Source organism: Actinomycetospora chlora, from assembly GCF_039542135.1.
Lineage (GTDB): Bacteria > Actinomycetota > Actinomycetes > Mycobacteriales > Pseudonocardiaceae > Actinomycetospora > Actinomycetospora chlora.
The window spans coordinates 31,141-44,841 of record NZ_BAABHO010000026.1; the positions used below are offsets into that span (position 1 = coordinate 31,141).

At 76.1% G+C, this 13,701-nt stretch carries 14 protein-coding genes; 5 read left to right on the plus strand and 9 right to left on the minus strand.

Annotated elements, in window-relative coordinates; all coding sequences use genetic code 11:
• The first annotated feature begins 22 nt into the window (after positions 1-22).
• The gene (locus tag ABD994_RS16880; RefSeq protein ID WP_345417203.1) at positions 23-646 is read left to right on the plus strand and encodes a TetR/AcrR family transcriptional regulator; all 624 of its coding nucleotides are present in this window, start codon (positions 23-25) and stop codon (positions 644-646) included.
• Here ABD994_RS16880 and ABD994_RS16885 read toward each other — a convergent pair.
• The 4 genes from ABD994_RS16885 to rfbD all read right to left on the minus strand — a co-directional run bounded on the left by ABD994_RS16885 (position 613) and on the right by rfbD (position 3,774).
• Positions 613-1,515, minus strand: coding sequence for a glycosyltransferase family 2 protein (locus tag ABD994_RS16885; RefSeq protein ID WP_345417207.1), 903 nt, complete (start codon positions 1,513-1,515; stop codon positions 613-615). The two genes, ABD994_RS16880 and ABD994_RS16885, sit on opposite strands and share 34 nt — an antisense overlap.
• 17 nt (positions 1,516-1,532) lie before the next feature.
• Complete coding sequence (locus ABD994_RS16890; protein WP_345417210.1) at positions 1,533-2,477, minus strand: tetratricopeptide repeat protein; 945 nt, start codon at positions 2,475-2,477, stop codon at positions 1,533-1,535.
• Between the two features lie 67 nt (positions 2,478-2,544).
• A complete protein-coding gene (locus ABD994_RS16895; protein WP_345417213.1) occupies positions 2,545-2,802 on the minus strand; it encodes a hypothetical protein in 258 nt (85 codons plus the stop codon).
• Positions 2,803-2,871: 69 nt separating this feature from the next.
• Entirely contained in the window at positions 2,872-3,774 is a 903-nt protein-coding gene (rfbD, locus tag ABD994_RS16900; protein ID WP_345417354.1) for a dTDP-4-dehydrorhamnose reductase, read from the minus strand.
• Positions 3,775-4,141: 367 nt separating this feature from the next.
• On the opposite strand from rfbD, the gene ABD994_RS16905 reads away from it, so the two are divergent.
• Genes ABD994_RS16905 through ABD994_RS16915 form a run of 3 tightly spaced genes read left to right on the plus strand, consistent with a single transcriptional unit; the run spans position 4,142 to position 7,980 of the window.
• Positions 4,142-6,091, plus strand: a complete 1,950-nt coding sequence (locus tag ABD994_RS16905) for an LCP family protein (RefSeq protein ID WP_345417216.1) — start codon at positions 4,142-4,144, stop codon at positions 6,089-6,091.
• 12 nt (positions 6,092-6,103) lie between these two features.
• On the plus strand, positions 6,104-6,817 hold the full coding sequence (locus ABD994_RS16910) for a TIGR03089 family protein (RefSeq protein ID WP_345417220.1): 714 nt from the start codon (positions 6,104-6,106) through the stop codon (positions 6,815-6,817).
• The gene (locus tag ABD994_RS16915) at positions 6,814-7,980 is read left to right on the plus strand and encodes a GDSL-type esterase/lipase family protein (protein ID WP_345417223.1); all 1,167 of its coding nucleotides are present in this window, start codon (positions 6,814-6,816) and stop codon (positions 7,978-7,980) included. Before ABD994_RS16910 ends, ABD994_RS16915 begins: the two co-directional genes overlap by 4 nt.
• Positions 7,981-8,043: 63 nt before the next feature.
• Here the strand turns inward: ABD994_RS16915 and ABD994_RS16920 are convergent, their stop codons facing one another.
• The 3 genes from ABD994_RS16920 to ABD994_RS16930 all read right to left on the minus strand — a co-directional run bounded on the left by ABD994_RS16920 (position 8,044) and on the right by ABD994_RS16930 (position 11,278).
• Entirely contained in the window at positions 8,044-8,640 is a 597-nt protein-coding gene (locus ABD994_RS16920) for a DUF805 domain-containing protein (RefSeq protein WP_345417225.1), read from the minus strand.
• A 125-nt stretch (positions 8,641-8,765) separates the two neighbouring features.
• Positions 8,766-9,920 carry an acyl-CoA dehydrogenase gene (locus ABD994_RS16925; RefSeq protein WP_345417228.1) on the minus strand — a complete coding sequence of 385 codons (1,155 nt, stop codon included), beginning with the start codon at positions 9,918-9,920 and terminating at the stop codon, positions 8,766-8,768.
• Positions 9,921-10,015: 95 nt separating this feature from the next.
• A complete protein-coding gene (locus tag ABD994_RS16930; protein WP_345417231.1) occupies positions 10,016-11,278 on the minus strand; it encodes an FAD-dependent oxidoreductase in 1,263 nt (420 codons plus the stop codon).
• 99 nt (positions 11,279-11,377) lie between these two features.
• On the opposite strand from ABD994_RS16930, the gene ABD994_RS16935 reads away from it, so the two are divergent.
• The gene (locus ABD994_RS16935; RefSeq protein ID WP_345417234.1) at positions 11,378-11,986 is read left to right on the plus strand and encodes a TetR/AcrR family transcriptional regulator; all 609 of its coding nucleotides are present in this window, start codon (positions 11,378-11,380) and stop codon (positions 11,984-11,986) included.
• Here the strand turns inward: ABD994_RS16935 and purE are convergent.
• Both purE and ABD994_RS16945 read right to left on the minus strand, forming a co-directional pair.
• The gene (purE, locus tag ABD994_RS16940; protein ID WP_345417237.1) at positions 11,956-12,510 is read right to left on the minus strand and encodes a 5-(carboxyamino)imidazole ribonucleotide mutase; all 555 of its coding nucleotides are present in this window, start codon (positions 12,508-12,510) and stop codon (positions 11,956-11,958) included. The genes ABD994_RS16935 and purE overlap by 31 nt on opposite strands.
• A complete protein-coding gene (locus ABD994_RS16945; protein ID WP_345417240.1) occupies positions 12,492-13,691 on the minus strand; it encodes a 5-(carboxyamino)imidazole ribonucleotide synthase in 1,200 nt (399 codons plus the stop codon). Before ABD994_RS16945 ends, purE begins: the two co-directional genes overlap by 19 nt.
• Between the last annotated feature and the right edge of the window lie 10 nt (positions 13,692-13,701).

The window sequence follows — 13,701 nt, forward strand, 5'->3', positions numbered from 1 at the left end:
AACTCGCGTTCCTGCCGGGCGCTTGACGGCCCCGCGCCGCCGGCGGCGCCCGCAGCAGGAGCGCTCGCGCGACACGGTCGAGCGGATCGTCGTGGCGGGGCGCGCGGTGCTCCTCGAGCGCGGCGTCGAGGGCCTGACCACCAACCACGTCGCGGCCGCGGCGGGCATCAGCCCCGGCTCGCTGTACCAGTACTTCCCGGACAAGGAGGCCGTGCTCGACGAGGTGGTGACCCGCTACGCCGACGACCTCGAGGAGCGGGTCACCCGCAGCTTCGTGGAGACCGTGGGCGAGAGGGACCCGGCGCGGGCCGTGCGGCGCGTGGTGCTCGCCCTGGTCGACGCGCTCGGCGAGCACCCGGCGCTGTTGCGGGCGGTGGCGCAGCGCCTGCCCCGCGCGGGCGACGACCGCCGCGCCGCCTTCGCCCGCCGCGTGGACGCGCTGCTGACCAGCACGCTCGTCGCCCGCTACGGCCGCGAGCTGCCGCACCCGCCGGCGACGGTCGCGTGGCTGCTGGTGCGCACCGTCGAGAGCCTCGCCGTCGGCTACGTCCTCGAGGGGCCGCCGCTCGACCGCGACACCTTCGCCGACGAGGTGACCGCGCTCGTCCTCGGCTACCTCGGGCGGGCGGTCGCGCCGCCGCCGTAGGGCTCCGAGCCGGGCGCCGCGCGCACCCCCGTGCGGGCGCGCAGGCCGAGCCCGGCCCGCAGGGCCAGGCGCAGCGGGGCCCAGCGCGCGCCGCGGTAGCGGTCGGCCAGGAAGCGGTAGGCGCTGCGGTGGTGCTCGGCGAGCATGCGGGCCGAGGTGGGGGCGTCGCGGTCGGTGGCGTGCCCGCCGGTGTGCACGACCTCCGCGTCCGGGACGTACACGTTGAGCCACCCGGCGCGGCCGAGTCGGTCGCCGAGGTCGACGTCCTCGAAGTACATGAAGTAGCGCGGGTCGAACCCGTCCACCGACTCCCAGGCCTCGCGCCGCAGCAGCAGGCACGAGCCGGACAGCCACCCGGCCGTCCGCTCGGTGACCGCGCCCTCCTGGCGGTAGGAGCGGGTCCACGGGTTCTCCGGCCACACCGCGGCGAACAGCGCGTGCCCGACCCCGCGACCCAGCGACGGCTGCAACCGCGCCGACGGGTAGACCTCCCCGCCGGTGCGGATCAGCGGCCCGAGCCCGCCCGCCCGCGGCCAGCGGGCGCCCGCGTCGACCAGCGCGTCGAGCGAGCCCGGCCCGAAGACGATGTCGGGGTTGGCGACGAGCACCCACCCGATCCCGGCGGGCAGTCCCGCGACCGCCCGGTTGGCGGCGGCCCCGTAGCCGACGTTCTCCCCGATGCGGAGCAGCTCGACGCGGTCGTCGGCGGCCGCGGCGGCCTCCGGGGCGCCGTCGGTGGAGCCGTTGTCGGCCAGCACGACGCGGTACGGGCGGGCGGTCGCCTTGTCCAGCGAGGAGAGGAACTCGGCGAGCTCCTCCCCCGGGGAGTAGGTCACGCAGACGACGGCCAGCTCGGGCAGGTCGGGCACACCGGCATTGTGACCGTTCAGTCGTCCCACTCGTCGACCAGGCCGCGGTACTCCGCCTCGAGCAGGGCCGCGGCGTCGGGGTCGCCGCGCCAGGCGGCGTCCTCGAGGAACGGCTGCGCCTCGTCGTGGCGGCCCGCGTCGAACAGGAACCGCCCGAGGTGGAACGGCGCGCCGGGCTCGCCGACCTCGTGGGCGCGGCGCAGCTGCTCCTCGGCGCCGGCGACGTCCTCGCGGCGGTCGCGCAGGAACCAGCCGTAGTAGATGTGGGCGCACGGTGCGCCCGCCTCGGCCGCGCGGCGGTAGAGGTCGGCGGCCTCGTCGACGCGCCCGGCCGCGAGGCGGCAGTCGGCGAGCGCGAGCAGCGTCGCGGGACGGCCCTCGTCGAGGAACCCCTCCGCGAGGTCGGTGGCCGTGAGCGGGTCGTCGAGCTCCTCGAGGTGCAGCGCGACGAGGTTGAGGGGGGCGAGGTCGTCGCCGAGGCGCACCGCGCGGTCGAGCACGTACTGCGCCTCCTGGGTGCGGCCGCGCCCGCGCAGGAAGACGCCGTAGTCGTTGGTCGCGGCCGCGTCGCCGCCGTCGAGGCCGACGAGGAACGCGGCCTCGGCGCTGTCGTGGTCGCCGATCGCGGCGAGCGTCTCGCCCAGCAGCCCGGCCAGGGCGCTCTCGCGCCGGGTCATGACCGGCGGGGTCAGGACGTCGATCGCCTCGAACCGCTCACCGCGGTCGAGGTGGGCGTGCGCGAGCAGGCCCGGCGCCGAGGGCTCGCGGCTGGCCAGGGCGCGGCGCAGCAGGTCGACGCGCTCGTCGACGCGCTCGGCGGGCAGCGCGCGGGCCTGGTCGCAGAGCGGCTCCGGGACCGGCGTGCCGACGTCCGGCTCGGTGCCCCGCTCGGCGTGGGTCCCGGCGGAGGACCCGGTCGCCTCGGTCGCCTCGGTCGGCCCGGCCGCGGCCTGCTCCGTCATCGGGGCAGTGTGCGCCGCCCGGCCACCGCGGGACACCGCCGCGCGGACGCCGGGGGGCGCGGAACGGCTAGAGGCGGGGTCCGCTGGACCCGTCGTCGACCGACGGCAGGGTCAGCGGCCAGTAGCGCCACGCGTCCGGCGAGGCCGCCGGGGACACCGTCCGGGCCACCCGGGCCTCGCGCCGCGCGGCGCGGCAGTGCTCGAGCTGGAACCGCTCGTCACGGGCCACCCGGGCGCGCAGCCGGTGGCGTTCCCGCCCGGCGTCGATCAGCAACCACACGGCGACCAGCCCGAGCAGCGCGAGGAGCACCGTCTCCACAGCCATGACCGCTCAACGCACGAGGGTGTCCCTAGGACACGGGAATCACACGGATGAGATTCTCGGTTGGGCCGTTCAGCCCAGCAGCAAGTCCGGATGGCGGGTGACGGCCGCGTGCAGCGCGTCCCGCCACGGTGGTAGCGGGGCGAGCCCGGCGGCCCGCCAGGACGCGTCGCCGAGCACCGACCACGCCGGCCGCGGCGCCGGGCGGGGGAAGGCCGCGGTGTCGCAGGGACGCACCCGCTCCGGGTCGGCACCGAGCTCGGCGAACACCGCGCGCGCGAGCCCGCACCACGTCGTCGCCCCGCCCCCGGCGGCGTGGCGCGTCCCGGCCGGGGCCGGCGAGCGGGCCAGCGCGACGAGGCCCGCCGCCAGGTCGGCCGACCACGTCGGGGACCCGTGCTGGTCGTCGACGACGTCGAGGGTGTCGCGCTCGCGGGCGAGGCGGGCCATGGTGCGCACGAAGTTGGCGCCCGTCGCGCCGTAGACCCAGGCGGTGCGCACGACGTGGTGGGCGTCGGGCAGCGCCGCCCGGACGCGCTCCTCCCCGGCGAGCTTGCTGCGGGCGTACACGCCCTGCGGCCCGAGCGGGTCGCCCGGCTCGAGCGGGCGACGCACCCCGTCGGGCAGCGGGCCCAGCACGTAGTCGGTGGAGACGTGCACCATCGCCGCGCCGACCTCCGCGCAGGCCCGCGCCAGCAGCCCGGGGGCGTCCGCGTTGGCGGCCCACGCCGCCGCGGCGGCGTCGGGGTCGGTCTCGGCGCGGTCGACCGCCGTGTACGCCGCGGCGTTGACCAGGACGGCCGGGCCCTCGCCCGCTCCGGCCCACGCACGCACCGCACCGCGCACCGCCCCGTCGTCGGTGACGTCGAGGTCGGCGCGGGCCAGGGCGACCACGGAGTCGGTCGGCGGAGCCCCGGGGGCGGTGAGCAGGGCGACCAGGTCCGAGCCGAGCGCGCCCCCCGCGCCGGTCACCATCCACCGCACCGGACCCCTCCCCCCGTCGACGACGCCGGCGCAGTCTCGCACCGCGACCGGGCCGGCACGCACCGCACCGGACGCGTCCGGTCACCGGCCGCGGTCCCCGGCGGGAGGAGATGCCCTGCTCGGGAGGGGAGCCGATCACCGCGAGTGGCCGCGACGCGCCGACGGGCCGTCGGACGGGTGAGAAGCCCCCCGGCGCCCCGGGGGCGTCTAACCTGCGATCAACCACGGTCCGGCGGCACCAGCCGGCGCCCCTCGGGGTCGGAGTCGACGGTGCACGCCCCGGCGGACACCGGGCCGCGGGACACTGCAACACCGAGCAGTGCCCGGACGGGCCCGAGCGGCGGAGGGAGGCGGGGCCGTGGACCGTGACGACCCCGGTCGACCCGGCCGTGACCCCGCCCGGCGGTACGGCCCGTCCGCCGCGCGGCGCAGCCCCGGGCGCGCGGGCGGCCCACCGGTGGACGACGCCGGGGCGCCCCTGCCCGACGACCACGTCACCGAGCCCGACCGCCGCCCGCGCCGTCCGGCGGAGGGCGCGACGCGGCTGCGCCGCCGCGACCTCGCCGAGGTGTCGACCGTGTCCGCCGGCGCCCGGGGCGACGAGCGGACCGAACGCACCGACCGGCCCGGCCGCCTCCGCCGGCCACCGCCCCGCGAGCCCCGGGATCCCCGGGAGCGCGACCCCCGGGACCGCCGCGACGACCGGACCGTGCGCGAGCCCCGGCCCGAGCGCCGGCCCCAGCGCGACCGGGACCGTGACCGGGGCCGTCCGGGCCCCCCGCCGCCGCGGCCGCCCGGCCGCCCGCGCCCGGTGCGGGAGGTGCCCGACGAGCCCGGCGGGCGCCGTACGGGCCGCCGGACGCTGCGCACGGCCCTCGTGGTGGCGTCGGTGCTCGTCTTCGCGCTCTCGGGCACCGCGTGGGCAGCGCTGTCGGGCACCCTCGGCACGACCTCGAGCGCGCTGGGCGACTCCGCGGTCGGCGACGCCGCCGACGGCGCCACCGACATCCTGCTCGTCGGCGTCGACAGCCGCACCGACGCGCAGGGCCGCCCCCTGCCGCCCGACGCGCTGGCCGCGATCGGCGCCGGCGCCGCCGACGGCGTCGTCAACACCGACACGATGATCCTCGTCCGGGTGCCCAACGACGGCAGCCGCGCGGTGGCGTTCTCGATCCCCCGCGACAGCTACGTCTCGATCCCCGGCGCCTTCCGCCGCGACAAGATCAACTCGGCGTACCCGGGCGCGAAGGCCGACGAGGCCAACCGCCTGGTCCAGGCCGGCGACACCGACCCGCGCGACGTCGACGTCCGCTCCTCCGAGGCCGGGCGCCAGGAGCTCGTGCGCGCCGTCGCCGAGCTCACCGGGCTGACCGTCGACCACTACGCCGAGGTCAACCTCATGGGCTTCTACACGCTCACCAACGCCATCGGCGGCGTCGACGTGTGCCTGAAGAACCCGGTGGACGACGACCTCTCCGGCGCCCACTTCCCCGCCGGGCCCCGCACGGTCGCCGGTCACGACGCGCTCGCGTTCGTCCGCCAGCGCCACGGCCTCCCCAACGGCGATCTCGACCGCATCCGCCGCCAGCAGGCGTTCCTCGCGTCGATGTCGCACAAGGTGCTCTCGTCGGGGACGCTCGCCGACCCGCTGACGCTGACCCGCCTGCTCGACGCCGTGCGCCAGTCCGTGGTGCTCGACGGCAACTGGGACCTGCTGCGCTTCGGCCAGCAGATGCAGGACGTCAGCGCGGGCGCGGTCGCGTTCCTGACGATCCCCACCAACGGCACCCGCAACGTCGACGGCCGCGGCGAGGTGCTCGACGTCGACCCGCGGGCCGTGCAGCGCTTCGTCAGCGACGCCATCGGCCCGGAGGAGGAGCAGGCGCGCGACGACGGCCCGGCGCCCGCCACGATCCCGGTCGATGTGCTCAACGCCTCGGGCACCGGGGGCGCCGCGGCCCGCGTCGTCGCGGTGCTCTCGGCCCAGGGCTACGCCCGCACCACCGCCGACAACGCCCTGACCCCGGCCGCGCGCTCGGAGGTGCTCTTCGGCCCGGCGGGCGACGCCGCGGGCGCGCGGGTCGCGCACAGCCTGGGCGACCTGCCGACCCGCTTCGACCCGTCGGTGGCGCCGAACAGCGTGCGCGTCGTGCTCGCCGCCGACTACCGCGGCCCGGGTGCGGCACCGACGCCCTCGCCGCTGGCCGCGAACAGCACCGACGGCGCCGAGGGCACCGACGGCACGAGCTCGCCGGTGCCGCCGCCCCCGCCCGCGATCACCGCCGAGGGCGTCCCCTGCGTCGACTAGCGTGACCGGGCGATGACCGTCACCGACGCGCTGCTCTCCCCGCTCCTGGCCGGCGACCCGGCCCGGCCGCTGATCACCTTCTACGACGACGCGACCGGCGAGCGCATCGAGCTCTCCGGCGCCACGTTCGGCAACTGGGTCGCTAAGACCGCCAACCTCCTGCGCGACGAGTGCGACGTCGAGCCCGGCGCCCCGGTGGCCGTGCTGCTGCCGGCGCACTGGCAGACCGCGGCGGCGCTCTGCGCGGTCTGGGCGTGCGGGGCCGAGGTCGTCGCCGACGCCGCCGGCGCGGAGGTGGCGCTGGCCGACGCCGAGCACCTCGACGCCGCGGCTGGCGCCGGTGTCGTCGTCGGCTTCTCGCTCGACGCTTTCGGCCAGGGGCTGGGCGAGCGCCTGCCCGCGGGCGCCGTCGACTACGCGACCGAGGTGCGCGTGCACGGCGACCACTTCGACCCGCTGGCGCCCGTGCCCGACGACGGCCCGGCGCTCGCGGGCGCGGACGTCGCGACCGTCGTCGCCACCGCCCGGTCCCGCGCGGCCGAGCTGGGCCTCGGCCCGGACGACCGCGTGCTCTCGACCGCCGAGTGGCCCGTCGCGACCGCCGGCGGCCTCGTCGACGGCTTCCTCGCGGTGCTGGCGGCGGGCGCCTCCCTGGTGCAGGTGCGCCACCCCGCCGGCGACCAGGCGCGCCGCGCCGGCACGGAGAAGGTCACGCGAGAGCTGTGATCACCACCGAGATCACCCCGGAGCTCCTGCGCGGCGCGTTGGAGCTGGAGCGCACCCCGGACGGCCTGCTCCCCCACCGCCTGCCCGCGCGGGCCCGCGCGCAGGTGAATTCGATGCAGCACGCCGATAGGGGGCAGATCGCGATGGCCGAGGCCCAGCCGTCCGGGGTGCGGCTGGTGCTGCGCGGCCCGGTCCGCGCGCTGGAGCTGGACACCGTGCGCACCCGCGTCGGCTACCGCGGCCTGCCGCTGCGCCCCGACGGCGTCTACGACCTGCGCGTCGACGGCCGGCTGGTCGCTCAGGCCGGGACCACGGGCGGCAAGGTGCTGCGCCTCGACCCCACCACCGGGGAGACCGAGACCGAGCCGGGCCCGGTCGGCACGGTGCGCTTCGACGACGTCCCCGCGGGCGAGCGCGTCGAGGTGTGGCTGCCGCACACCGAGGTCACCGAGCTCGTCGCGCTGCGCACCGACGTGCCGGTGGCGGCCGCGCCCGCCGATCGCCGGGTGTGGGTGCACCACGGCAGCTCGATCAGCCACGGGTCGAACGCCGCGAGCCCGTCGACGACGTGGCCCGCGCTGGCCGCGGCGGCCGGCGGCGTCGACCTCGTGAACCTCGGGTTCGGGGGCAGCGCGCTGCTCGACCCGTTCACGGCCCGCGCGATCCGCGACGCCCCGGCCGACGTCATCAGCATCAAGATGGGCATCAACCTCGTGAACGCCGACCTCATGCGCCGGCGCGCGCTGGGGCCCGCGGTGCACGGCTTCCTCGACACGATCCGGGAGGCACGTCCCACGACGCCGCTGGTGCTCGTCTCCCCGATCCTCTGCCCGATCCACGAGGACACCCCGGGACCCGGCGCCGTCGACCTCACCGAGGACGGCACGATGGTCTTCCGCGCCACCGGGGACCCCGCCGACGTGCCCGCGGGCCGGCTGACGCTGCGGGTGGTGCGCGAGGAGCTCGCCCGCGTCGTCGCCCAGCGCGCGCCCGGCGACCCGAACCTCCACCACCTCGACGGCCGGGAGCTCTACGGCGAGGCCGACGCGGCGACGCTCCCGCTGCCCGACCGCCTGCACCCCGACGCGGCCACCCACCGCCTGGTGGGCGAACGGTTCGCCGAGTATGCCTTCGCCGCCGACGGCCCCTTCACCGCGCCCTGAGACGAACGAACGGCGCCCTCGCTGCTTCCGTAGCAGCGAGGGCGCCGTTCGTGTCGTGGAGCGTCAGGCCTGCGGCTGCTGCGGGTACTGCTGCTGCTGGTAGCCGCCCTGCTGGGGGTAGCCGCCCTGCTGGTAACCGCCCTGCTGCGGGTAGCCACCCTGCTGCGGGTAGCCACCCTGCTGGTAGCCACCCTGCTGGTAGCCACCCTGCTGCGGGTAGCCCTGCTGCGGCTCACCGCCCTGCGGGTAGCCGCCCTGCGGGTAGCCGCCGGCCGCGTCCTGCTTCGGGTCCATGCCGTACTGGTTCGGGCCGCGGTTGCCCTCGCTCGCCCAGAAGACGATGAGGACGATCGCCCCGATCAGCGGGATCAGCGCGATGAGCTGCCACCAGCCGGTGCGGTCGATGTCGTGCAGCCGCCGGGCACCGACGGCCAGGGACGGGACGAGCACCGCGAGGGAGTAGATCGCGCCGAGCGGGCCGCTGCTGAACGCGACGCTGCTGCCGCTGCCGGAGAAGCTCCCGAACCCGAGGAGGCTGTCGATCAGCGCCAGGACGATCGAGATCAGGACGTTGAACAGCACGAACATCCAGAACTCGGTGCGCCGCGCACGCCCGCTGAAGTCGGCGTACTGCTTGAGCACCTTCAGGTACCACTGCATGGGGAGACCTCTCACGCAACGTCATGGCAGACCGCGCTCGCCCGCGGACTGTTTCGCCCGAGAAGGCTAGCGCTGCGCACGCTCCGTGAGCAGTACTCCGAACGGGTTACTTCTTGTCGGAGTCGTTACTTCTTGAGGAGCGCCCGCGCCATGACCATGCGCTGGATCTGGTTGGTGCCCTCGTAGATCTGCGTGATCTTGGCGTCGCGCATCATCCGCTCGACCGGGAAGTCGACGGTGTAGCCGGCCCCGCCGAAGACCTGGACGGCGTCGGTGGTCACCGACATCGCGGTGTCGGAGGCGAAGCACTTGGACGCCGAGGCGATCAGGCCCATCTTGTCCCCGCGCTCGGCGCGGGCGGCGGCCGCGTAGACGAGGTGGCGGGCGGCCTCGGTGTGCATCGCCATGTCGGCGAGCATGAACTGCAGGCCCTGGAAGTCGGCGATCGCGTGGCCGAACTGGTGGCGGTCGCGGGCGTACTCGACCGCGGCGTCGAGCGCGCCCTGGGCGATGCCGACGGCCTGCGCGCCGATGGTGGGACGGGTGTGGTCGAGCGTGGCGAACGCCGTCTTGAGGCCCGTGCCGGGCTCGCCGATGATCCGGTCGCCGGGGACGCGGCAGTTCTCGAAGTAGATCTCGGTGGTCGGCGAGCCCTTGATGCCGAGCTTGTGCTCCTTCGGCCCCACCGAGAAGCCCGGGTCGTCGCGGTGCACCACGAACGCCGAGATGCCGTTGGCGCCCTTGTCCGGGTCGGTCTTCGCCATGACCGTGTACCAGTCGGAGACGCCGCCGTTGGTGATCCAGCACTTGGTGCCGTTGAGCACCCAGTCGTCGCCGTCGCGCTGCGCGCGGGTCCGCATCGAGACGGTGTCCGAGCCCGCCTCCCGCTCCGAGAGCGCGTAGCTGATCATCGACTCGCCCGACGCGATCGTCGGCAGGACCTGCCGCTTCAGCTCCTCGGAGCCCGACAGGATGATCGGCGTCGACCCGAGCTTGTTCACCGCCGGGATGAGCGACGCCGACGCGTCGACCCGGGCGACCTCCTCGATGACCATGCAGGCCACCACGGAGTCCGCGCCCTCGCCGCCGTACTCCTCGGGGATGTGGATCGCGTGGAAGCCGGCCTGGGTGAGGGCCGTGCGCGCCTCCTCCGGGAAGCGCGCCTGCTGGTCGACCTCGGCGGCGTGCGGCGCGATCTCCTTCTCGGCGAGCGCACGGACCGACTCGCGCAGCGCGTCGCGCTCCTCGCCGAGGCTGTACAGGTCGAAGTCCGGGTCCACGGCGTTCCTCCACTCACGGCGGCGTTCCGTGGCGAGGATACTCGGACGTCCTACCGTTGTGGGGGTCCGCGACCACCCGACCGGTGTGGTTCCGGCTACCCCTGGTGCGCGGGAGTGGGCGCCGGCGCCCGCCGGGCGAAGGACGGGGCGTGCTCCGGGCGGAGCCCGATGCCGATGAGGTAGGCCGGGACGGTCGTCACCACGGGGAACCGGGCGGCCAGGCGGCGGATGAGCCGCGGCGGACCGCCCGCCCGGCCCGCCATCACCGGCTCCATGATCCCCCGGTGCATGAGCCGCTGGAGCGTCTGCACGGCGACGGTGGGCAGCAGCCGGCGGCGCCGGACGCGGTCGAGGTCGTCCCCCGTCACGTGCCCGTCCCGCAGCGGCTCCGCCAGCAGCGTCGCCGCGGCGACGGCGTCCTGCACGGCCAGGTTGATCCCGACGCCGCCGATCGGCGACATCGCGTGCGCGGCGTCGCCGAGGCAGAGCAGGCCGTCGACGTGCCAGCGGCGCAGCCGGTCGAGCCGCACGTCGAGGTGCTGGACGTCGTCCATGCTCTCCAGCGCGTCGACGCGGTCGGCGAGGTCCGGCGCGACCTGCGCGATCTCGGCCCGGAACGCGTCGATGCCCCGCGCCCGCAGCGCGGCGTCCTGCCCCTTCGGGATCATGTAGGCGATCTGCAGGTACCCCTCGCGCGGGATCACCACGGCGAAGCGCCCGGGACCCATCCGCGGGGTGAGCGCCGCCATCTCCTCGTCCGCGCGGCGCGGCAGCCGGAACCACCAGGTGTCCATCGGGACGGGGAAGTCGATGACCTCGAGCCCGGCATCGGCGCGGGCGGTCGACCCGCGCCCGTCGCACGCGACCGTGAGGTCGGCGGCCAGCGTGCCCGTGGCGCCGTCGGCGGTGCGGTACTCGACGCCGGTGACGGTGCCGTCGGGGTCGCGGCACAGCGCCGTGACCTCGGTGCTCATCCGCAGCGTGAACGTCGGCTCCTGCGCGGCGGCGTCGGCGAGCAGGTCGAGCAGGTCCCACTGCGGGACCATCGCGATCCAGGGGTGCTCGGTGCGCCCCGCGAGCCGGCGCAGGTCGCCGACGACGAGCAGCTCCCCCGAGTCGTCCACCGGGAAGCCGACGCGGTCGAGCCGACTCTGCGGCAGCGCGGCGAACCGCTCGCCCAGGCCCAGCTCGGCGAGCAGGTCCTGCGTCGTGGGGTGCACCGTGTCGCCGCGGAAGTCGCGCAGGAAGTCCGCGTGCTTCTCGAGCACCGTCACCTCGACCCCGGCCCGCGCGAGCAGCAGCCCCAGCACCATCCCGGCCGGGCCGCCCCCGACCACACAGCAGGTCGTGCGCTCCATCGTCCCCACCTCCACTGATCTCAACGTCTGTTGAAAACGAGTGTGGACCCGTCGGCGCCAGAAATCAACGAGTGTTGAGAAGTGGGTAGGATCGCCGCCGTGGAGCCGACGGGAGCGGGACGTCGCGGGCGGCGCCCCGGTGACTCCGGGACGCGGGCCGCGATCCTCGACGCCGCGCGGGCGCGCTTCGCCGGCGAGGGTTTCCGGGGGGCGACGGTGCGCGCCATCGCCGGCGACGCGGGCGTCGACCCCGCGCTGGTCATGCACTACTTCGGCACGAAGCAGGCGCTGTTCGTGGCGGCGATGGAGTTCCCCCTCGACCCCGCGCAGGTCGTCCCCCACCTCGTCGGGCCGGGGATCGACGGGCTGGGCGAGCGGCTGGTCCGCTTCCTGATCGGTGTCATCGACGAGCTGGGCGAGGCCAACCCGATGCTCGGGCTGGTGCGCTCGGCCGTGAGCCATCCCGACGCGGCCCGGATGATGCGCGAGTTCCTCGGCGAGGCGATCCTCGACCGCGTCGCCGCGGCCATCGAGGCCGACCGCCCGCGGCTGCGCGCCGACCTGTGCGCCTCCCAGATCGTCGGGATCCTCGTGGCGCGCCAGATCCTCGCGCTGCCCGAGCTCGCCGCCGCCGACCGCGAGCTGCTGATCGGGGTCTACGGCGCGACGATCCAGCGCTACCTGACCGCGCCGCTCGGGCCCTCCTGAGCCTCCTCGCGTGCCCGGGCGGCCAGCGCGGTGTCCTTCGCGGCGACGCTCTCGGCGAGCCCGGCCTGGAACCGCTCCATCGCCCGCGCCAGCTCCGGGTCGGACGCGCCGAGGATCCGCACCGCGAGCAGGCCGGCGTTGCGCGCCCCGCCGATCGACACCGTCGCCACCGGCACCCCGGCCGGCATCTGCACGATCGAGAGCAGCGAGTCCATGCCGTCGAGGTGCGCGAGCGGCACCGGCACGCCGATCACCGGCAGGACGGTGGCCGACGCGACCATGCCGGGCAGGTGCGCCGCGCCGCCCGCGCCGGCGATCACCACCCGCACCCCGCGCCCGGCCGCCGCGGCGGCCCAGTCGAGCATGACGCGCGGGGTGCGGTGCGCCGAGAGCACCCGCGCCTCCCAGGCCACACCGAACTCGTCGAGGGCGACGGCCGCGGCCCGCATCGTCGGCCAGTCGGAGTCGCTGCCCATGACGATGCCGACGGGGGGCGCAGTACTCGTCATGCGTGCGGGTCCCATCCGTCGCTCCACACGCCGGTGGAGAGGTGGTCGGCGGCGAGCCGGGCGCGGGTGCGCACGGCGTCGAGGTCGTCCCCGCGCACGGTGACGTGCCCGATCTTGCGGCCGGGGCGCTCGCCCTTGCCGTAGAGGTGCACGCGGGCGTCGGGGAAGCGCGCGTAGGTGTGGTGCAGGCGCTCGTCGAGGCGCATCGACGGCACCGGGTCGCCGCCGAGGACGTTGGCCATGACCGTCACCGGGGCGGTCGTCGCGGTGGCGCCGAGGGGGTAGTCGAGCACCGCGCGCAGGTGCTGCTCGAACTGCGAGGTCGTCGAGCCCTCGATCGTCCAGTGCGCCGAGTTGTGGGGGCGCATGGCGAGCTCGTTGACCACCAGCCCGCCCCCGTCGACACCGTCGGTCTCGAAGAGCTCCACCGCCAGCAGCCCGACCACGCCGAGCGCGTCCGCGATGCGCAGCGCGAGCTCCTCGGCCGCCTCGGCGCGCTCGGGGTCCAGGCCCGGGGCGGGGGCGAGGACCTCGGTGCAGATCCCCTGCTCCTGCACGGTCTCGACCACCGGCCACACCGCCGCCTGCCCGAACGGCGAGCGGGCCAGCACGGCCGCGAGCTCTCGGCGCAGCGGCACCCGCTGCTCGACCATCAGCGGAGTCCCCGCGGCGAGCAGCTCGTCGACGGTGGCGGCTGCCTGCCCGGCGTCGTCGAGCACCCAGACCCCGCGGCCGTCGTAGCCGCCGCGGACGGCCTTGAGCACCACCGGCCAGCCGTGCTCGGCGGCGAACCCCGTGACGTCGTCGACGCCCGCCACCGCCGCGAACGGGGGCACCGGCTCGCCGAGCTCGGCGAGCCGGCGGCGCATGACGAGCTTGTCCTGCGCGTGGAGCAGGGCGTCCGGGCCGGGGTGGACGGTGTGGCCGTCGGCGACCAGCGCGCGCAGGTGCTCGCCGGGCACGTGCTCGTGGTCGAACGTGACGGCCTCGGCGCCGGCGGCGGCGCGGCGCAGGGCGTCGAGGTCGCGGTGGTCGCCGAGCACGACGTCCGGGGCGACCAGCGCGGCCGGCTCGCCGGGGCCCGTCGCGAGCACGCGGAGGGACTGTCCCAGCGCCACGGCGGCCTGGTGGGTCATCCGCGCCAGCTGCCCGCCGCCGATCATCGTCACCACGGGCAGACCGGTGCGCTCGTCCACGGTCGGAGCA